The organism is Kribbella pratensis (assembly GCF_004366075.1).
In the GTDB taxonomy this organism is placed as follows: Bacteria; Actinomycetota; Actinomycetes; order Propionibacteriales; family Kribbellaceae; genus Kribbella; species Kribbella pratensis.
Window position 1 is genome coordinate 2,256,538 of record NZ_SODU01000001.1, and the last position, 19,002, is coordinate 2,275,539.

Below are 19,002 nucleotides of genomic sequence, written 5' to 3' on the forward strand. Positions count from 1 at the left end.
GACCATCCTGCCCCTCAAACGGCGCACGACTTGAGTTGCGTCGCGGTCGCGATGGTCGCCTCGACCCACCGGCGGCGCAGGAAGTGCGCCTTCAGGAGCCGGTGTACGCCGTCCAGCACGACCAGCCGGCCGCGGTAGGCGACCAGGTTGATCGGGAAGTCGAGATCCGCGTCCATCACTCGCTGGTAGTGCGCGCGGAAGTTCATCGGCGTCTCCGCGACCTGATGCGGCGTGACCTTGAACCGCTCACCCTCGAGCTGCCACAGCGGCAGGTCGAACATCCAGACCAAGTCCGCGATCTCCACCGGCTCGACCTTCAGATCGAGCTCCCAGAGCTTCGCGAGTTGCCAGCGGTACGGCGGGAACACCTCCCGCAACGCGTCCGGCATCATCGCGACCAGTTCCTCGAACGAGACGTCCGGCGCCGCCCGATCCGCGCGAGCGCCGAAGGTGTCGCCCAGCCCATCGATCGTCACGACGGAGCAGGCTACGCCATCGGCAGGGCGACGACGACCACGTTGCTGAGATAGACCTCGCCGTTCCAGTCCTCGCACGTCACGAGAACGAGCCGGCCGCGAACGCTCTGGTCGAACAACTGCGCGGCACGCTTCGCCAGCGTGGCCTTCCGGTACGTCGTCACAGTGGCAACCCGGTACGGCAACTGGCCACGAGCCGTCGACACCCGCACAACGGATCCGGGCACCAACTTGCCGAGGTTGTCGAACGCGCCGCCACCGTTGTGAACCGTGTGGCCGGTGATGACCGCGGAACCGCGCTTGCTCCCGGGCTGCGCTCCTCCGGACCACCAGCCGACCGTGGATGCGTCGGAAGGCGGGGTCAACGCGGCATGTACGGCGTCGATCGCCACGACCGGTGCGACAACGCCCAACTGCGGGATGTCGATGCGCGTGGGCCTTCCGGCACGTGCTGTCGACGTACGGCCGGCCGACGACTTCGGAACGACCGCAGGCCTGCCCAAGGCCGCTGCTGACGGCGACGCAGATGTTGCCGACGGGGTCGCACCGGCTTGCTGGTTACCACCGAACTGCAGGTAGGCGCCGACCCCGAGTACGCCGACACCCACGAGCGCGACCACCCCACTCCACCGAAGTGGAGCAGGGCGGCCGCGTCGACGGGCGGAGGTCATACCGAGTCCTACAAGGTCCGGCTAGGCGCTGTGCGTCCCGCGTCGACGGAGCGACACGATTCCGGCCCCGGCCAGCATCGCACCGCCGGCCGCGAGCAGCAGACCACCCGCGAGACCGAACGGACTGTTGCTGTCAGCAACCGAGTTGGAGCCCGGTCCGGCCGCACCGGCGTCGACCTCGGTCGGCACACCGGCCGTCGGGGTGTCACTCGGTACGTCGGAGGCCGGCGTCGACTCGGTGACCGTCGGGGGCGTGTCCGACGGGCTGGTCGAAGTACCGGGCGACGTCGGCGTCGTGGACGGCTTTTCCGGCGGGCTCACCGGCGGAGTGTCCGTCGTCGTGGGCGGAGTGGTCGGCGGAGTGTCCGTCGTGGTCGGCGGAGTCGTCGGCGGAGTGTCCGTGGTCGTCGGCGGCGTCGTCGGCGGCGTGGTGGGCGGAGTGTCCGTCGACGTCGGCGGGGTGGTCGGCGGCGTGGTGTCGCAACCCTCGACCCAGAACACCTTGTGCTTCTTGTCGGCGCCGATCGAGCCGGGCGCGTTCACGGTGAGCTTCACGTGATAGCCCTGTTTCGGGTGCGGCTCACCGGTGAACTTCAGCGTGTAGACCTCGCGCGCGTCCAGGTCGGTGCCGCCACCGGCCGCGTCCTCGCCGATGAACGGGTTGAGGTTGCCGGAGACAACCTGCAGTCCGGCGTCGGCCGTCGGGGCCTGGTCCTCGAAGGTCACCTTGGCCTTGTACGAGTCGTCCTTGTCGTAGTTGTAGAACTCGACGGTGAACGTGCAGCCCTGGTGCGGGTTGTTGTCCGGCGGGCCGCTCTGGATGTCGGCGCCTTCGATCTTCACCGTGCCGTTGTTGCCCGGCGGGTTGCCTTTCTGGCCGCCGGTCGCGACGGTCTGGCCGGTGTGGCCGGTCTGGTCGGCGTTGGCGGAGGGCGCGACGAGCAGTGCCGTTGCGCCGAGAAGCAGGGAAAGTGCTCCGGCGCCGGCAAAGATGCCGGCGGCCCTGGAGCGAACGCCCGTGTGGGTCATATCCGTCCTCGTACGAGAGTGCAGGGGGTAAGCCTAGAGAAGTATTTCGGTTCCGTTACAGCAGTCAAGGTCGTTCGGTAACGATTGGCGTCGTGTCCGTGCGGTTGTCCACAGGCGTTCGCGATGAAGCCTGTGGACAACCGCACGGGTCGATCGTTGTGACTGCCGGGCGTGATTCGGCTTACCTGGCGTGGCGGCCGTGGCGGCGGAGGGATGCGATCGCCCCACCCGCGAGGAGCATGCCTCCGAGCGTCATCAGAATGCCGCCGGTTTCGCTGGGCCGGCTGTCGCTGGTTGCCGCGACCGCGTGGGTCGGCGGACCGGGCAGACCGGCATCCACGGCAGTCGGCAGGCCGGAGGTCGTCGAACTCGTGCGGTGCGTCGAACTCGTCGACGGCGCACTCGAACGCGATGTGGTCGGCGGCGCGCTACTCGGCACCGTGCTCGACGGAGGCACTGTCGTAGACGTGGTCGGCGGCGTCGTCGGAGGTGTAGTCGGCGGCGTGGTGGGCGGTGTCGTCGGCGGCGTCGTCGGAGGTGTAGTGGGCGGTGTCGTCGGCGGCGTGGTCGGCGGCGTGGTGGGTGGGGTGTCGCAACCCTTGACCCAGAAGACCTTGTGTTTGGTGTCGTTGCCCTGCGAGCCAGGGGCGTGCACGGTCACCTTGACGTGGTAGCCCTGGACAGGATGCGGCTCGCCGGTGAACTTCAGCGTGTAGACCTGCCGAGCGTCGAGATCGTTGCCGCCACCCGCCGGATCACCGCCGATGAACGGCGTGAGGTCACCGGACACGACCTGCAGCCCGCCGTCGGCCGTCGGCGCCTGGTCCTGGAAGATCACCTGCGCGTTGTACGGCCCTTGGTCGAAGTTGTAGAACTCGACGGTGAACGAACATCCCTGGTGCGGGTTGTTCTCCGGCGGCTTGTCGCCGACCTCCACCCCGTCGATCTTGATGGTCCCGTTGTTCCCCGGCGGCGCGGCCATCGCTGCACCGGCCGGCCCGAAGACCTCGCCCGGCCGGACCAGCATCGCACCGGCACCGATCAGAATCGTGAGCGCTCCAGCGGCCGCCACAATTGCGGCAGCCTGAGCGCGAACCCCCATGGTGAGCATCCCCAGTCCCCTGTTCTACCTGCGGTCACAGCCGGGCAGACTTCTCATCTGCAGTATGACCCTCTCGTTGCCCAAGTCAACAAAACCGGGGAATGACAACGAGAGACTTGGTTGCCTCAGGCATGGGCTGTGCGGTGGATGATGACGATCGCCGAGTCGTCTCCCGGTCCGCCGGCCGAGGCGACCAACTTGTCGGCCGCCCCAACGAACCCCTGTCCGACCAGCCGTTCCGCGAACCCGGTCAGCCGGTCCGTGCCGCGACCGATGTCCTGCCGCGGCGTTTCGACCATCCCGTCGCTGTAGAGGAACAACGCGTCCCCGAACCGCAGCAGCCCGTGGTTCACCTCGAACTCCGGCGCCTCCACCAGACCGAGCAGTGGACCGTCCGCGTCCCGCGTCTGCCACCGCCCCGACCACGCGTCGAACTGGATCGCCGGCGGATGACCGGCCGTCCGTACGTCGAAGTCGCCGGTCCGCAGGTCCACGACGACATGCACCACGGTCGCGAAGTCGTCGTCCCAGTCCTGGCGCCGCAGATACCGGTTCGCCGACGGCAGGAACTCCTCGACGGGTACGACTCCCAGCAGACCGCCGAACGCACCCGACAGCAGCAGCGCGCGCGTCCCCGCGTCGATTCCCTTGCCGGAGACATCGACCAGCGCCACCTCGAGCAGGTCGTCGTGCATCGTCGACACCACGAAGTCGCCGGAGAACGTCGACCCGCCGGCGGACTGGATCGCGACCTCGACCCGCCAGCCCGGCGGCAACGGCGGGATCTCCCCCTGCGCGGTGAGCGTGTCCCGCAACTCCATCAGCATCGACTCGCTCCGGGTGCCGGCGACGCCCAGCCGGCTGCGCACCTTGGCGCTGGTGATCATGATCCAGCCGACGATCAGGAGCACCAGCAGGAAACCGATCCGGGGCATCGTCAGTCCCCGCGACAGGACGACGTACGCACCGAACGCCGTCGTGATCCCGGTCAGCGCCACCAGTTCGCCGAACCGCAGCAGAACGCCGCCGACCACCAGCGGGACGATCAGGAAGGACTCCGGGACGACGGTCGTCCACATCCCGCTCGCGACGGAGACGACCAGCTGCACCAGCACGAGGGCGACGAACGCCACCCGGTGGGAACGGCGGGCACGACGGCCCAGCGCCTCGACCCGGCGGCCGATGCGTCGTGCCAGCACAAGACCGCCGCGCTTCCTCATGGTGTGAAGAACATAACGGTACCGATCGGTCCGCGCATCAATTCGCAACACAACCGATGGCTTTCAGCTCTTGCGAGTGAGTCCGGTTCGCTGGCATCTGGGACACCAGAACAAGTTACGGCCCGCGAGGATCTTCGTCCGGATCACCGACTGGCAGACGTAGCACCGTTGCCCTTGGCGCCGGTACACGTACACCTCACCGCCGTGGTCGTCCCGGCGCGGGTCACGGCCCATCGCCTCCGGGGTGTGGTCGTCGGCAACGGTGTCGATCCGGCCGGTCTCCACGCCGTACTTCATGAGCGCGAGCAGGTCGTCCCACATGCCCTGCCACTCGCGCTTCTTCACCACGTTCCCGGGGGTCATCGGGTTCAGCTTCGCCCGGAACAGCACCTCGGCGCGGTACACGTTGCCGACACCGCTCAGCACGTCCTGGTTCATCAGCAGCTGACCGATCGGCAGCTTGCTACGGTGGATGCGGTTCCATGCCAGGTCCGGATCCGCGTCGTCGCGCAGCGGGTCCGGACCGAGCCGCCCGAGCAGCTTGTCGCGCTCCTCGTCGGTGATCACCTCACACACGGTCGCGCCGCGCAGATCGGCGTACGACGTGGCGTTCTGCAGCCTGAGCCGGACCTGGCCGACGGGTTCCGGCACCGGCGCCGGACGGATGTCCATCTTGCCGATCAGCCCGAGATGGATGTGCAGCCAGCCCGCCCCCTCGAAGTCGGCGAGGAAGTGCTTCCCATGGGCCTCGGTCTGGCGCAGCAGGTGCCCGTCGAGCAGCGCGGCGCCCTCGGCGAACCGGCCCTGCGGACTCGACGTCCGTACTGGACGGCCGCCGAACGCATCCCAGACGTCGTTCGCCAGCCGATGCAGCGTATGACCTTCAGGCATGATTCCTCTTATGGGGACGACAGGTGGTTCCAAGGCACCCACTCCGGCCGTGGTCGGCACCGGCCGGAGTATGCGGGCTCGTGACGTGTCGCGGCCCCGTCAGCCCGTCGTACGGCGGCCGGTGCTGCCCAAGACCGACGCGGACGAGCAGGACGATCAGGGCAACGGCGGGAGCTCGCCGGTCGACTCGTAACCGGACAGCATCTCGATCCGGCGGGTGTGCCGCTCCTCGCCGGAGTAGTCGGTCGCCAGGAACGTCTCGACGAACCCGGTGGCCTCCTTCTCGGAGTGCATCCGGGCGCCGACGCTGATGACGTTGGCGTTGTTGTGCTCGCGGCCGAGGCGTGCGGTGTCGGTGCTCCAGGCCAGCACTGCCCGGACTCCCTTCACCTTGTTCGCGGCGATCTGCTCGCCGTTGCCCGAGCCACCGACCACGATGCCCAGACTGCCCGGCTCGTCGACCACCGCCTGTCCGGTGCGCAGGCAGTACGGCGGGTAGTCGTCGACGGCGTCGTACACGGCAGGACCGTGGTCCACGACGTCGTGCCCGGCAGCGGTCAGGTGCTGCACCAGGTGGTTCTTCAGTTCGAAGCCGGCATGGTCGGAGCCGATGTGCACTCGCATGGCCCGCAATCTACTTGTCGGCCGTCTGCACGCGTACGCCGCCCGGCACAGTCAGGGCCGCGGTCAGCTGCGTCACAGCGGCATAGGCCTTGTCGTACGGCGTACCGCGCGGGTGCAGCGTGAACACCGCCACGATGCTCCGGTCGTCCGCTCCGACCGTCCCGGTCGTGTGCAGCGCGACGTTGACGAGGTCTACCACGGACTGCGGCTTCGCCTTGTCGGACCGGTAGCCGCTGGACCCGTTGAACCCGGACCAGCCCTGCTTGATGCTGTAGCCCGTCTCGAAGACCGATGCGATCCCGAAGTACTGGTCGAAGCCGTCAGTGCCGTGGCGGGTCGCCTGATGCAGCTGTCCCATCACGTACTCGCGCACGGGCACGGGAGCGTCCTCCAGCAGGTAGCGGTAGATCCGGACGGTGTCGGCGGCCGTGATCGCGACGTACCCCCAGAAGCCCGGGTGACTGGCCGGCGGCCCGGCCGTGTGCGTCAGACCGAGCCGCTCGACCATGCGCTCGACAATGGCCGCGCCGCCGAGCTGCTCCCAGTAGTAACTCGCCGCGTCGTCGTCACTGCTCCGCAGCATGACGCCGAGCCGCTCCTGGTCCGCGGGCGGTACGTGGTACTCCGGACCGCGGTCCCAGAGGAAGTCCAGCGCGATCAGCAGCTTCACCACCGACGCCGACCGGAACTGCCGGTCGGCGTCCTGCTGGTGGACGAACTGCCCTGCCTCGCGATCGAACACGGCGATGCCGACGGTCAGGGTCTGGGGCAAGGTCATCTGAAACCTACTCACAACTGGACGGATTCCTGAGTGAGCAACTTTCACCGGCCGGGCGGCTCCAGTTCAACCCCTGAACCGTCAGTCGAAGATCGGGCCGCGGTCCCGGGTGCGCTTGATCTCGAAGAAGCCCTCGGTGCCGGCCACCAGGCGAACGCCGTCCCAGAGCTTGCCGGCCGCCTCGCCCTTGGGCGCCGGGGTCACCACCGGGCCGAAGAAGGCGGTGCCTTCCACCGAGATCACCGGCGTACCGACCTCCATACCGACCTGGTCCATGCCGGCGTGGTGCGACTTCTTCAGCGCGTCGTCATAGCGGTCGGTGTCGGCCGCCTCGATCAGCGACGCCGGCAGCCCGACCTCGGCGAGTGCTTCCTTCACCACGTCACCCTTGCCGTCGCCGACGCCGCGGCCGTCGACGTGGATGCGGGTGCCGAGTGCGGTGTAGAGCGGCAGCAGGACGTCGTTGCCGTGCGCCTGCTCGGCGGCGATCAGTACCCGGACCGGGCCCCACAGGTTGCGGAGGTTGGCCTTGTACTTCTCGTCGAGCTCGTCGCGACGGTCGTTCAGCACGGCGAGGCTCATCACGTGCCAGGTCGTCTTCACATCCCGGACCTGCTCGACCTCGAGCATCCAGCGGGACGTCATCCAGGCCCAGGGGCAGGCCGGGTCGAACCAGAAATCTGCAGAGGCAGTCATATTCACCATCATACAAAGTTGAAGGAACGGTTATACCGACTCGGTATCCAATACCCCATGTCGGGGGGAAACCCGCATCCAAGCCGTCAGCCAGGTGCATAGGATGCCGACATGCCTGGAACCAACCTGACGCGCGACGAGGCGCGTTCCCGTGCGGGCGTGGTCAGTGACGTGAGCTACGCCGTCGAGCTCGATCTGGCCAACGCCCCGAGTGGCGCCCCGACGTACCCGTCGGTGACCACCATCACCTTCGCGGCCACCGCCGGCGCGAGCACGTTCGCCGACCTGATCGCGGACAAGGTCCGCGAGGTGACGCTGAACGGCGTCGCCCTCGACCCCGAGGTGGTCTACGACGGCGCCCGCATCCAGCTCGACGGGCTGGCCGAGCGCAACGAGCTCACCGTGGTGGCCGACTGCCTGTACTCACGGACCGGTGAAGGGCTGCACCGCTCGGTCGACCCGGCCGACAAGGAGACCTACCTCTACACCCAGTTCGAGGTGCCGGACGCCCGCCGGGTGTTCGCCACCTTCGAGCAGCCCGACCTCAAGGCCCCGTTCACCTTCACCGTCTCCGCACCGGCCCGCTGGGTCGTCATCTCGAACGCCCCGACGCCCGAGCCCACGCCGTACGCCGGTCCGAACGGCGAGGAGCTGGCACGCTGGGAGTTCCCGCCGACCGAGCGGATCTCGACGTACATCACCGCGGTCGTCGCGGGTCCGTACCACGTCGTGACGGACGTGTACGACGGGCCGCACGGGACGTACCCGTTGTCGCTGCTGTGCCGTCCGTCGCTGAAGGAGGCGCTGGACGTCGAGGACCTGTTCGAGGTCACCAAGCAGGGCTTCGCGCTGTTCGAGGAGGCGTTCGGTACGCCGTATCCGTTCCACAAGTACGACCAGGCCTTCGTGCCGGAGTACAACATGGGCGCGATGGAGAACGCGGGCTGCGTGACGCTCCGGGACGAGTACCTGTTCCGCAGCCGTACGACGCACGCGGAGCTGGAGGCCCGCGCCAACACCGTGCTGCACGAGCTGGCGCACATGTGGTTCGGCGACCTGGTGACGATGACCTGGTGGGACGACCTGTGGCTGAACGAGTCGTTCGCCGAGTGGGCCAGCCACTGGGCCCAGGTGGTCGCGACGACGAAGTACTCCGACGCCTGGACGACGTTCTGCAACGCCCGGAAGAACTGGGCGTACCGGCAGGACCAGCTGCCGTCGACGCACCCGATCGCGGCCGACATGATCGACTTCCACGCGGTCGAGGTGAACTTCGACGGCATCACGTACGCCAAGGGCGCATCGACGCTGCGGCAGCTGGTCGCGTTCGTCGGTGAGGAGACCTTCGTCACCGCGCTGAAGGAGTACTTCCACGACCACGCGTTCTCCAACACCGAGCTCGCCGACCTGCTGAAGCCGCTCGAGAAGGCGTCCGGCCGTGACCTCGACGACTGGACCGAGCGCTGGCTGCGGACCGCCGGTGTGAACACGCTGCGCGCCGACTTCACAGTCGACGACCAGGGCGCGTTCACGTCGTTCGCGATCGAGCAGACCGCGACCGAGAAGTTCCCGGTCCTGCGGCCGCACCGCCTCGCGGTCGGCCTGTACCGGCGGACCGAGTCCGGCCTGGTCCGGACCGAGCGCTTCGAGGTGGACATCGACGGGCCGCGCACCGAGCTCCCGGAGCTGACCGGCGCGACCCAGCCGGACCTGGTGCTGCTGAACGACGACGACCTCACCTACGCGAAGATCCGGTTGGACGAGCGGTCGCGGGCCACGCTGGTGGAGTCGATCGACCAGCTCACCGAGTCGTTGCCGCGGGCGCTCGCCTGGGGTTCGGCGTGGGACATGACCCGGGACGCGGAGATGCCGGCCAGCCAGTACGTCGGCATCGTGCTGCGCGGCATCCGGGCCGAGACCGACCTGACCGGTGTCCGCTCCCTGCTCAACCAGGCGAGCAGCGCGATCAACCAGTACGCCGCTCCACAGAACCGGCCCGCCCTGCGCGCGCAGTTCGAGGAGGCGCTGGCCGGACTGGTCGCCGACTCCGAGCCGGGCAGCGACCACCAGCTGGCGTTCGTCCGGGCGTACAGCTCGGCGGTGTTCTCCGACGGCGGCGCCGACCGGCTCGCCGGCTGGCTGGAGGGCCGTGATCTGCCGCAGGGTCTGGTCGTCGACACCGACCTGCGCTGGACGCTGATCGTCGCACTGGCCCGGCTCGGCCGGATCGGTGCGGACGAGATCGACGACGAGCTGACCCGCGACACCACGATCACCGGTCAGGAGCGGGCCGCCCAGGCCCGTGCCGCCCGGCCGACCGCGGAGGCGAAGGAAGAGGCCTGGCGGATCGCGGTCGAGTCCGAGGACACTCCGAACGAGACCCAGTTCCGAACCATCCTCGGCTTCCAGCAGCCGGGCCAGGAGGACCTGTTGCGGCCGTACGTCGACAAGTACCTGAACGCGGCCAAGGACGTGTACACCCGGCTGGGCTCGTCGATGGGCGAGAACGTGCTGGTGTACCTGTCGCCGCGGCACCTGGCCGACCAGTCGGCGCTGGACGCGCTGACCGGCTGGCTGGCCGCGGAGTCGTCGTCTGTGGACGCTCCGACGCTCCGGTACGTCACCGAGGCCCAGGCGGACCTGACCCGCGCGATCGCCGCGCAGGCGCAGGACAGCGTCGCCTGACCGACGTCTCCGACAGGGCCGGTCTCATCCGAGACCGGCCCTGTCGCGTTGAACCTCGCAGTGCGGTAAGACTGGACCGGTGCCCGCCTCTGACCCCGCCCTGGCCGGTGCGGCAGCTGTTGCGCTGACCGGACTCGCAGACGCGTACCGACCCCGCCCAGTCACCCCACTGATGCCCTGGCGCTACGCCAACCGCCTCGTGAAGCCCTACGTCGTCACAGCACGCGGACGGCAGTGGGACGACCAGATGGTCGATATCGCCCGTACGACTGCCACGCGGCAGCTCGAGTTCGACGACGCGATGGGGTCCGTCGGACTCGGCGTCGTCGTACTGCACCTCGGCGACGACGGCATCTACCTGGTGGTGCAGAGCTGGGCGAAGGACTTCCAGTCCCGCCTGAGCATCTTCAGCGGCATGGACGTCGACGACCTCCGGCCGGCTCCGATCGGCGCCGCTCCGTGCGTGTGGGAGTTGGAGGTGCTCAGCCACGAGCGCACGTCGTACGTGAAGCACATCCTCTCCGCCGACGTGGACGTCGATTCCTGGCTCGACGACGCCCTGGACACCCGCCCGGAACCGCACCCCAACGGCATCCCCTCCGGCACCTAGGGACATCGCGATTTCGTACCCGCCCGACTGCGTTCGGTGCGGTTCAAACGCTTGCTCGTCGGCGGATCGTGAAACGACGTGCGCGGTGCGCGATTCCGTTGCGGAGAAAGAGATTATCGCCACCTGAGAAAGGCTCATTTACTCAGTGGTTGGGTTTAAGCTGCACCGGATATATCCATCCAGGGTGTCTGGGGAGGGGCCCTTGCCGTGACACGCGTCGACCACCGCAAGCCACGCGCGCGCGCCCAGCGTTCGCACAGTGCCATCGGAGCGGCCATCGTGGCCGGCCTGGCGATGGTCGCGGTGTTCGCGTTCATCCTCACCCGGGGTACGGCGTCGGATTCGCCGGCCGACGGGCTCCGGATGGGTTCGGGCACCGACAACGGCGCCGCCGCACCGGCCGAGCCGACCACCAGCGCCACTGGGAGCGCCACGAAGGCGGATCGCAGGCCGCCGGTGTCCGCTGCGGCGCCGAACCCGACGCCGAAGGCCCAGACGACCACACCGCCACCTGTGAACACCGGTCCGACCTCGCCGAAGTTCAAGCACGGCCAGTGGATCGCGATGCTGGACAAGTACCCGGCCGACGCGGGTGAGATGGCCAAGGACACCGCAGCCAGGATCACGCGGGCCGGTATCCCGGCGAAGGCCATGCTGGTCAACGGTCAGTACCCGGGCATCACCAACAGCTCATTGGCACCGGTCACCGGCACCTGGGTGGTGTACCTCGGCCCGGGCACGTCCTCGGAGCAGATCCTCAACCTGTGCCTGGATCCGCGCACGCAGGCGGCGTACCAGAGCGCCTGCCCGACCTACGAACCAGCAGGCTGAGGTCCTAGGTCAGGTGGTGCGTCCGTCGCGAGCCGGGCGTGCAGGTGGGAGTCATGGCGCTGCCCCGTCACCTCGACGTAGTAGTCGCGCATCACGCCCTCGAGCTGGAATCCGGCGCGCTGTGCGACGTGACACGACCCCTCGTTCACCAGTGAATGGTCGAGGGAGATGCGGTGCAGCCGGAGGCCGCTCGTGAAGCCCCACCGCGCGGCCGCGTCGAGCGCGCGAGCGCCCAGCCGGCGGCCACGGGCCAGCGGACTCACCCAGTACGCCGCGACCGCCTGGTCGGGTACGCGGTGGACGTCCCGGAGTGCCACGTTGCCGATCACCTGATCGGTCTCCGCGTCGGCGATCGCGAAGACCGCGTTGCCGCGCGCCCAGCCGTCGATGCGGGGCTCCAGCCAACGGCGGGCACGCTTGTCGGCGGGTGAGCTGATCACTGCCGTACCCGCGGTCCAGCGCAGGATCCCCGGGTCCTGCAGGGCCAGCGCCACCGCGGGCTCGTCGGACGCCACGAACGGGCGGAGTACTACGTCGCCCAGGTCGATGCGATGCGGCTCCAGGGCAGGCACGTCAGAGCTTGTGCGCCTCGTCGTTGGCGTGCAGCATCGGCGGCTGATGCGCGTGCGTGCCCAGCTGCTGCACGCCGGTGACCAGGCCGCCGGTCAGGTCGCCGGTGGCGAACGACGTCTGCATCGTGAGTGCGGCCAGACCCGCGGACGAGTCCGACAGCTGCCGCTTGGCCAGCTCGCCGATGACGATCTCGAGACGCCGGCCGGCAGGGTCGACGTACACCAGGACCGAGCGGTCCGGGTCGTCCAGCTCGTTCAGCAGCTCGATGGCGAACGGACGGGTCTCCGAGTCCGCGCCGCCGACGTACACCGAGAAGTGCAGGCCGGAGGTCTCCTCGGCGTACCGGACGGCCTTCTCGATGTCGTAGAGCTGGTCCGGGGTGAATGCGTCACCAGCTGGCACTTGCGCCTCCGAGCGTGCGGGCGACGCCGGTGGCGGCAGTCGCGGTGGAACCGGGCGCACTGTTCAGCTCAGGCAGCTCGGGCAGGTTGGCCGGGTCCGGCTTGGTCGCCGTCGGTCCGTTGATCCAGACCGGCGGGGCCCACCAGGACAGGCCCGGGCGGTACCGCGGCCCGTTCGCGATCGACGACGCGAACACCAGCAGCGCCAGCACGGCGATGACCAGCACAGGAATCCCGACGAACACCAGCAACGAGTGCCCGGACAATTCGACAATCACGGCCTGAAGCCTAGTACCTCCTGGACGGGAGGGGCCGACACCCCTCCCGTCCAGGCCCAGCGACCGGTCAGCAGCCGCCGCAGTCCTCCACCACAACCTGCGCGAAGCGCGGCTGCTTGTTGTTCCTGTCAGCCTCCGCTTCAGCAGCCGCCGCAGTTGTAGTAGGTGATGTCCCAGTGGCTTCCTTCGTCGGCGTAGATGTTGCCGGCGCCCGAGCGCCACTGGGCGGCGCCGTCGCCGCGGTTCGCGATCCGGGTGAACGTGTTGTGGATGTAGTTGCCGACACACGTGTACTTCGAGATGTCGACCTTGTACCCGTTCCAGTGGCTGTACGTGCCGCTGGCGTGGCCCACCTCGGTGCCACCGGTGATGTTGACCGCGCACCCGCTGGCGGTCTTCAGCGTGCGCACGCCGTACACCGTGCTGTCGTTGATCTGCTCGAACGACGTGCAAGTGGAGTTGTAGCGGTCGGAGCAGCCACCGCTGGACGACCAGGTGATGCCGGCGGCCCGGAAGATCGAGGTCGCCTGCGAGTGCGTCAGCTTGGTCAGGGCGGACGCCTGCTCGACCGCCACCACGCCGGGCAGCAGGCCGACGACGACGGCGACGAGAGGTACGGCGACGCGACGGAGCAATGACTTCATGGGGACACTCCTTGAAATATGGGGCGGTTATTTCAAGGAGTGCACTGCCCAAGAAAGTTATTGGCGAAACCTCAGGTTGAATTAGAAACTAACATCCGAGCACTGGTAGAAGGCGTTCGCGGTGTCGGCGATGGTCCAGACCGCGAGGATCATGTGCCGTCCGGACCGACCGGTCGGGATCGTGCCCGGGTGCGACACGTCGCTCGGCGGCCGGGCACCGTTCATCGAGACGGTGAGGAAGGGATTCAGATCGAGCGCGGACCGGGTCAGCGGCTGCGTCGGATCCCAGCCCTGCTTGGTCATGTAGTACTTGAAGTCGGTGGTCGAGTGCGCCGCAGTCAGGTGCCACGAGAACGTGAACCCCTGGCCACCCTGGAGCTGTGTGGCCGGCCAGGCTCCGCCGCGCTGGTCGTCGAGCTCGGCGAACTGACCGAGCCCTGCCGAGCAGAGCTTCCCGTCCGCCGGACCACTCTGCGGGAAGCCCTTGGGGCCTTCGACGCTCTGCGGCTCCCACTGGATCTGCCCGCAGTTCGCGACGACCCCGTTCTGACAGTTCTTGGCCCGGCTGACCGGCCCGGTGGTGTACCCGTGGCCGTAGGCGAGCGGAACCGACGTACACACCGTCAAAGCGAGTGCTCCGACGGCAATTCCGGCCATGCTGAGTTTCCGTTGTCGCAGCATGCGAACTCCTGCACTGTTGGGGCGGTGGACAGTGAAGGAAGGGCGCCTCTCCTGCTCAATAGAAAACAACCGTTCAAATCTATTGTCAACGGTTCGTGAGCAGGCGAATACGGAAAGCTAGATGTTCAGCGCGCCGATCAACCGGCGGAGGCGCTGGTTGTTCGGCAGGTCCTCGATCAGCAGGGCCTCGCCCTCCGGCCCGCCGAGCGGCACCCGCCAGTTCGGGTACTCGTCCGTGGTGCCTGGCTGGTTCTGGGTACGCCGCTCCCCGACCGCATCCGTCAGCGCGACACCGACGAGCTTGGCGGGCGTGTGGGCGACGTACCGGTGCAGGGCCTCGACGATCCGCGCGACGTCGCCGTCGGTGTTGCTGAGCAGATGACGTTCGCGGAGCGCGTTGAGCCAGGCGTCACGGTCCGCCTCGTCGACAGCGAGCTCTTCCTCCACAGGGCGAGTCAACAGACCAAGACGGTTCCGCAGCTCCACGTGGTCGCCTGCGAGGTACCCGGCGGTCGGCGGCAGGTCGTGGGTGGTGACAGTGGCCAGGCACAGCTCCCGCCACCGCTCCGGCGCCAGCGGCTTCCCGTCGGCATCCCGCTCGAACCACAACACCGACGTACCGAGAATGCCGCGTTCGGTCAGGTAGTCCCGCACCCAGGGCTCTACGGTGCCCAGGTCCTCGCCGATCACCGTCACGCCGGACCGCTGCGCCTCCAGCACCAGGATGCCGATCAGCGCTTCATGGTCGTATCGCACGTAGGTGCCCTCGGTAGGCCGCTCCGGCGACGTCACCCACCACAGCCGGAACATCCCGAGGATGTGGTCGATCCGCAATCCGCCACCGTGCCGCATCACCGCACGCACCAGGTCCCGCCAAGCGGCGTACCCGGTCTCAGCCAGCGCGTTGGGCCGCCACGGCGGCTGCGACCAGTCCTGCCCCTGCTGGTTGAACGCGTCCGGCGGCGCACCCACGTGGATGTTCGGCGCCAGCACGTTCTGCAGCGCCCACGCGTCCGCACCGTCCGGATGCACACCGACGGCCAGGTCGTGTACGACGCCCAGCGACATGCCGGCCGCCTTCGCACGGGCCTGTGTCCGCGCGAGCTGCTCGTCGAGCTGCCACTGGAGCCAGCAGTGGAACTCCACCGCATCCGGGTTCTCGTTGCGGAAGGCAACGACCTCCGGTGTCGTCGGTTCCTGAAGCTCCTCGGGCCACTTGCTCCACTCCGGCCCGTGCACGTCGGCGATCGCGGCCCAGGTGGCGAAGTCGATCAGCCCCTGGCTCTCGCGGTCGCAATACGCGCCGTACTCCGCGATCCGCCCCACCGACGGCTGCACGCGGAACAACACCTGCAGTGCCTCACGCTTCGCCGCCCACACCGTGTCTCGGTCGAGTGCCGTCGAGTCCTCACTGAGTGCCCGTGCCTGCAGGGCCAGCGTCCGGACCCGGTCGCGCTCCGCCGGGGCCAGGTCGCCGTACTCCTCGATGTCCTCGATCCGCAGGTAGATCGGGTTCGCGAAGCGCCGCGACGCCGGCAGGTACGGCGAGGGCTCCATGCGGCCCGCCAGCTCCGCAGCGTGCAGCGGGTTCACCAGCACGAAACCGGCGCCCAGGTCGTGCGCCGACCACGCGGCCAGGTCGGCCAGGTCGTGCAGATCGCCGATGCCCCAGGAGCGCCGGGAGCGAACGGAGTACAGCTGCAGCACCCAGCCCCAGGTGCGGTGCAGCTTCTCCGGCTCCAGTTTCGTCGGCGTGACGATCAGCGTGCTGACCGAGATCTCCGGGTTGGTACCGATCCGTGCGCACAGCCGGTGGTACCCGAGCGGAAGGTCCCCCGGCAGCTGGAACGTCGCCTCACCGACCTGTACGCCGTCGACCCACTCCGGCTCGACCCAGTGGTCCTGCTGCGGGATGTCCCGCCGCTGACCGCCGTCCTCGAGGTCGACCCACACCTCCGCAGACGACCCGTGCGGCAGGTGTACGGCGAACCACGGGGTCCAGCCCTCCCGCATCACCACAGTGGCGGGCAACGTACGACGCCAGCGCGCCTGCTGGTGCTCGGCCAACGCCAGGGCTGCCTTCTCCGGTGTCGACGCGTCCACACCGAGTGCCGCGAGTACGTCGGCCACGACCTCACTGGAGACGATCACATGCTCGCCCTGCCAGTTCCAGTACTCCGTCGCCACGCCATGGGCGACCGCTAGCTCGACAAGGTCCGGAGTGGGAGCAGTCACCCCAGCGAGTCTGCCGCATCAACGCCACCAACGGCCAAACGGCGCGCGTTGCGCTACTCGTTCGGGCGGCGGCGGCTCAGCATCAGTACGGCGAGCAGGAGGACTGCGCTGGCTACGACGAGGCCGATGGCCACGCCGGCAAGGTTGTCGGTCAGCTGGTACAGGGCGGTCGGCCAGATGACCAGGAGGATCGAGCAGCCCACCACGGCGTACGCCGGACGCCGTGTCCGCCCGTACGCGACCAGCAACGCCGCAGGTCCCGCCGTACCGACAGCGAGTGCCATGATCTCGCCGCGCTCCTGCACCAGCCAGCAGATCGAGGAACTGAACATCGCCGCTCCGGCCAGTGACCACGACGTCACCTGATCGCGGACCAGACCCAGCATCGCGAAGACGAACGCGACGAGGATGAAACCGGTGCCGGCGATCCCTGCGCTGTTGGCAGCCGATCCGGTGTCCGGAGTGAGGACATCTGCCGTGATCACCAACACACCCACGGCCAGGATCCCAAACGTTGCCACAAGCAACGAAGGCTCCTTGAGCCACCACAGTCCACCGGCGGCCAGGGCCAGCGCGACCGCCACCCCGACGACCCGCCCGGCCTCCCCCTCGATCGCCACGAACGTCGCGAACCCGGCCACACAACACCCCAGGGCGGCGAGCGCCGAACTCAGCTGCTCCCGGCGCCGCAGCAGCGCCAGCACCACGGCCGAACCGAGCAGGGCGACCGCGGCCGCCGAACCGGTGGTGATCCGCGCGGCACGCCCCATCTCGCCCCAGTTCGCCAGGGTCAGGAGCGCGACCGCACCGAGCAACAAGGCGCCGCCGATGTAGCCGAGCACCTCGACCAGCGCGCTGGTGTGGCCCGCAACGGGCAGCGGCTCCGCCTCGGCCGGCTCAGGCCCCTCGGGCTCCTGCGGCGGGCGCGGCCGGCCCGGGTCCGCGAGTGCCGCGTCGATCTCCGCGTCGGCGGCATCCCGGATCGAGTCGGCCTGGTACTGGCGCAGCACACCAGCACTCACGAGCCTGGAAAGCTCGTCGTCCAGCCGGCTCGACATGCTTTTCCGTCTCCTTGTCTGTCCTACTAACATCAGGCGGCGAGATGCCTATTCTGACCAGCTACCTTGTGTCCTTAGTCAGTCACCCCCTGTTTTCACCGTTGCTGAGCCTGCCAGATGCCTTCCCGACCTTCTTCCGGACCGGCAACGACGGCAAGCTGGAGGTGACCGACCAGGTCGTCGTCGTGCCTGCTCGGATCGCCGGCCTGATCATCGGCTTCTTCGTGCTCCGCTGGCTGCTGCACAAGGTGATCCGGCGGTTCGCCCGGCGGACCGGCAACGGCACCGTGGCCGGTGTCCTGGCCAAGTCGAAGCTCGGCCAGGGGTTCGTGGAGAGCACGCTCGCCACCGAGCGCCGGTCCCAGCGCGCCGAGACGATCGCCTCGCTGCTGTGCAGTGCGGTCACCATCGTGCTGAGTGCCGTCCTGGTGGTGATGGTGCTCGCCGAGCTCGGCTTCAACATCATGCCCGTGATCGCGTCCGCGAGCATCATCGGCGTGGCGCTCGGGTTCGGCGCGCAGACGCTCGTGAAGGACTTCCTGGCCGGCGTGTTCATGATCTTCGAGGACCAGTACGGCGTCGGCGACCTGATCGACATGGAGAAGGCGACCGGCGTCGTGGTCGCGGTGGGCCTGCGGATCACCACCCTGCGCGGCGAGGACGGCACCACCTGGTACGTCCGCAACGGCGAAGTGCTCCGAGTCGGCAACCTGACCAGCCGCGACCCGAACAGCGGCGCCTCCTCCGGTGTCGGTTCCGCCACCGAGAAGGAAGAAGAGGTCAAGACCGACGAAGGTGTGGCGAGCGGTAAGCAGGACGAAAGCCGACGCTGAGGTACAGGCGCTCGGCGTCCGAACCCTCGACCACCTGCAAGGTGAGCCGCCCACCGGCCGCGTCCCGGCGCGCCTGCGCGAGCAGCCGCGTCGCCAGACCTCGGCCGCGGTACTGCGGTTTGGTCGCGACCGCGTACACGCCGGCGACCGACCCGGTCCGCAGTACCAACGTGATCGAGGCCGGATCCCCATCCACGCGTAGCAGGTAGAGCGACTGGGCGGGCTCCCGGTAGTTCTGCAAGGCCTGCTCGACGAACATCTTCTGCCACCAGTCGTAGTCCGGCTCCCCCACGTCGAGAAACACCGCACTCTGGACCTCGGCGAACGCCACCGCGTCCGCCTCCGTGTCGATCGCAGCCACCGGCTCTCCAACCGCTGCCCCGGCCGGCGCCTCCATGTGCACCAGCACCTCGGCAGCCTCGAACCCCGCCGCGGCCAACCGCTCTTCCCACCCCGCTCCGCTCCAGGGCACGAGCCGAACGGTCCGCACGTCGGCCGGAATCATCGCATCGGGCGTGAGTGGTATCCACGCGGAGAACTCCTCCGACTCCCCGACCACCGCGATCGCCTCGGCGGACCGTCGTACCGAACCTCGATGGGCGGCGAGGAAGGCGAGGTGGTTGTCGAGCAAGGCATCAAGCATGCGCAGAGTCTGCACGGCCCCACCGACAAAACGCCTCCCGCGC

At 68.5% G+C, this 19,002-nt stretch carries 22 protein-coding genes; 5 read left to right on the forward strand and 17 right to left on the reverse strand.

Annotation, left to right across the window (positions count from 1 at the left end; all coding sequences use genetic code 11):
• Positions 1-14 precede the first annotated feature (14 nt).
• From EV137_RS10695 to EV137_RS10720, 6 genes are all read right to left on the reverse strand, one after another.
• Entirely contained in the window at positions 15-476 is a 462-nt protein-coding gene (locus EV137_RS10695) for a hypothetical protein (protein WP_238175214.1), read from the reverse strand.
• A gap of 11 nt (positions 477-487) precedes the next feature.
• Positions 488-1,096 carry a class F sortase gene (locus EV137_RS10700; RefSeq protein WP_238175215.1) on the reverse strand — a complete coding sequence of 203 codons (609 nt, stop codon included), beginning with the start codon at positions 1,094-1,096 and terminating at the stop codon, positions 488-490.
• A 72-nt stretch (positions 1,097-1,168) separates the two neighbouring features.
• Positions 1,169-2,176 (reverse strand): hypothetical protein, encoded by a 1,008-nt coding sequence (locus tag EV137_RS40475; protein ID WP_166679820.1) that lies wholly within the window; start codon positions 2,174-2,176, stop codon positions 1,169-1,171.
• A 181-nt stretch (positions 2,177-2,357) separates the two neighbouring features.
• The gene (locus EV137_RS41025) at positions 2,358-3,278 is read right to left on the reverse strand and encodes a hypothetical protein (protein WP_134128198.1); all 921 of its coding nucleotides are present in this window, start codon (positions 3,276-3,278) and stop codon (positions 2,358-2,360) included.
• A 125-nt stretch (positions 3,279-3,403) separates the two neighbouring features.
• Complete coding sequence (locus EV137_RS10715; RefSeq protein ID WP_134000618.1) at positions 3,404-4,498, reverse strand: PP2C family protein-serine/threonine phosphatase; 1,095 nt, start codon at positions 4,496-4,498, stop codon at positions 3,404-3,406.
• Positions 4,499-4,561: 63 nt separating this feature from the next.
• Entirely contained in the window at positions 4,562-5,389 is an 828-nt protein-coding gene (locus EV137_RS10720; protein ID WP_134000620.1) for an Fpg/Nei family DNA glycosylase, read from the reverse strand.
• A gap of 10 nt (positions 5,390-5,399) precedes the next feature.
• Here EV137_RS10720 and EV137_RS10725 point away from each other — a divergent pair, with 10 nt between their 5' ends.
• On the forward strand, positions 5,400-5,582 hold the full coding sequence (locus EV137_RS10725) for a hypothetical protein (protein WP_134000622.1): 183 nt from the start codon (positions 5,400-5,402) through the stop codon (positions 5,580-5,582).
• Here the strand turns inward: EV137_RS10725 and EV137_RS10730 are convergent.
• The 3 genes from EV137_RS10730 to EV137_RS10740 form a co-directional block, all read right to left on the reverse strand.
• Positions 5,546-6,013, reverse strand: a complete 468-nt coding sequence (locus EV137_RS10730) for a ribose-5-phosphate isomerase (protein WP_134000625.1) — start codon at positions 6,011-6,013, stop codon at positions 5,546-5,548. The two genes, EV137_RS10725 and EV137_RS10730, sit on opposite strands and share 37 nt — an antisense overlap.
• Positions 6,014-6,023: 10 nt before the next feature.
• Positions 6,024-6,791 (reverse strand): serine hydrolase, encoded by a 768-nt coding sequence (locus EV137_RS10735; RefSeq protein WP_202870879.1) that lies wholly within the window; start codon positions 6,789-6,791, stop codon positions 6,024-6,026.
• 81 nt (positions 6,792-6,872) lie between these two features.
• Positions 6,873-7,487 (reverse strand): mycothiol-dependent nitroreductase Rv2466c family protein, encoded by a 615-nt coding sequence (locus EV137_RS10740; RefSeq protein WP_134128200.1) that lies wholly within the window; start codon positions 7,485-7,487, stop codon positions 6,873-6,875.
• A 111-nt stretch (positions 7,488-7,598) separates the two neighbouring features.
• Between EV137_RS10740 and pepN the strand changes: the two genes are divergently transcribed.
• The 3 genes from pepN to EV137_RS10755 all read left to right on the forward strand — a co-directional run bounded on the left by pepN (position 7,599) and on the right by EV137_RS10755 (position 11,613).
• Positions 7,599-10,172 (forward strand): aminopeptidase N, encoded by a 2,574-nt coding sequence (gene pepN, locus EV137_RS10745; protein WP_134128202.1) that lies wholly within the window; start codon positions 7,599-7,601, stop codon positions 10,170-10,172.
• A gap of 79 nt (positions 10,173-10,251) precedes the next feature.
• Positions 10,252-10,782 carry a hypothetical protein gene (locus EV137_RS10750; RefSeq protein WP_134128204.1) on the forward strand — a complete coding sequence of 177 codons (531 nt, stop codon included), beginning with the start codon at positions 10,252-10,254 and terminating at the stop codon, positions 10,780-10,782.
• A gap of 207 nt (positions 10,783-10,989) precedes the next feature.
• Positions 10,990-11,613 carry a hypothetical protein gene (locus EV137_RS10755; protein WP_134000636.1) on the forward strand — a complete coding sequence of 208 codons (624 nt, stop codon included), beginning with the start codon at positions 10,990-10,992 and terminating at the stop codon, positions 11,611-11,613.
• Here EV137_RS10755 and EV137_RS10760 read toward each other — a convergent pair.
• The 7 genes from EV137_RS10760 to EV137_RS10790 form a co-directional block, all read right to left on the reverse strand.
• Positions 11,595-12,185: a GNAT family N-acetyltransferase gene (locus EV137_RS10760; RefSeq protein ID WP_134000638.1), complete on the reverse strand. Its 591-nt coding sequence runs from the start codon at positions 12,183-12,185 to the stop codon at positions 11,595-11,597. The two genes, EV137_RS10755 and EV137_RS10760, sit on opposite strands and share 19 nt — an antisense overlap.
• Position 12,186: 1 nt before the next feature.
• Positions 12,187-12,588, reverse strand: a complete 402-nt coding sequence (locus EV137_RS10765) for a DUF5130 family protein (RefSeq protein ID WP_238156565.1) — start codon at positions 12,586-12,588, stop codon at positions 12,187-12,189.
• Positions 12,575-12,865: an aa3-type cytochrome oxidase subunit CtaJ gene (gene ctaJ / locus EV137_RS10770; protein ID WP_134000640.1), complete on the reverse strand. Its 291-nt coding sequence runs from the start codon at positions 12,863-12,865 to the stop codon at positions 12,575-12,577. The genes EV137_RS10765 and ctaJ overlap by 14 nt, the downstream gene beginning before the upstream one ends.
• A gap of 140 nt (positions 12,866-13,005) precedes the next feature.
• Positions 13,006-13,509 carry a hypothetical protein gene (locus EV137_RS10775; protein WP_134000642.1) on the reverse strand — a complete coding sequence of 168 codons (504 nt, stop codon included), beginning with the start codon at positions 13,507-13,509 and terminating at the stop codon, positions 13,006-13,008.
• 81 nt (positions 13,510-13,590) lie between these two features.
• Positions 13,591-14,190 carry a lytic polysaccharide monooxygenase auxiliary activity family 9 protein gene (locus tag EV137_RS10780; protein WP_134000644.1) on the reverse strand — a complete coding sequence of 200 codons (600 nt, stop codon included), beginning with the start codon at positions 14,188-14,190 and terminating at the stop codon, positions 13,591-13,593.
• Between the two features lie 117 nt (positions 14,191-14,307).
• A complete protein-coding gene (malQ, locus tag EV137_RS10785) occupies positions 14,308-16,425 on the reverse strand; it encodes a 4-alpha-glucanotransferase (RefSeq protein ID WP_166679822.1) in 2,118 nt (705 codons plus the stop codon).
• A gap of 53 nt (positions 16,426-16,478) precedes the next feature.
• On the reverse strand, positions 16,479-17,483 hold the full coding sequence (locus EV137_RS10790) for a DUF2157 domain-containing protein (protein WP_134128206.1): 1,005 nt from the start codon (positions 17,481-17,483) through the stop codon (positions 16,479-16,481).
• Positions 17,484-17,584: 101 nt separating this feature from the next.
• Here EV137_RS10790 and EV137_RS10795 point away from each other — a divergent pair, with 101 nt between their 5' ends.
• Positions 17,585-18,316: a mechanosensitive ion channel family protein gene (locus EV137_RS10795; RefSeq protein WP_238175216.1), complete on the forward strand. Its 732-nt coding sequence runs from the start codon at positions 17,585-17,587 to the stop codon at positions 18,314-18,316.
• Here the strand turns inward: EV137_RS10795 and EV137_RS10800 are convergent.
• Positions 18,264-18,959: a GNAT family N-acetyltransferase gene (locus EV137_RS10800; RefSeq protein ID WP_134128210.1), complete on the reverse strand. Its 696-nt coding sequence runs from the start codon at positions 18,957-18,959 to the stop codon at positions 18,264-18,266. The two genes, EV137_RS10795 and EV137_RS10800, sit on opposite strands and share 53 nt — an antisense overlap.
• Between the last annotated feature and the right edge of the window lie 43 nt (positions 18,960-19,002).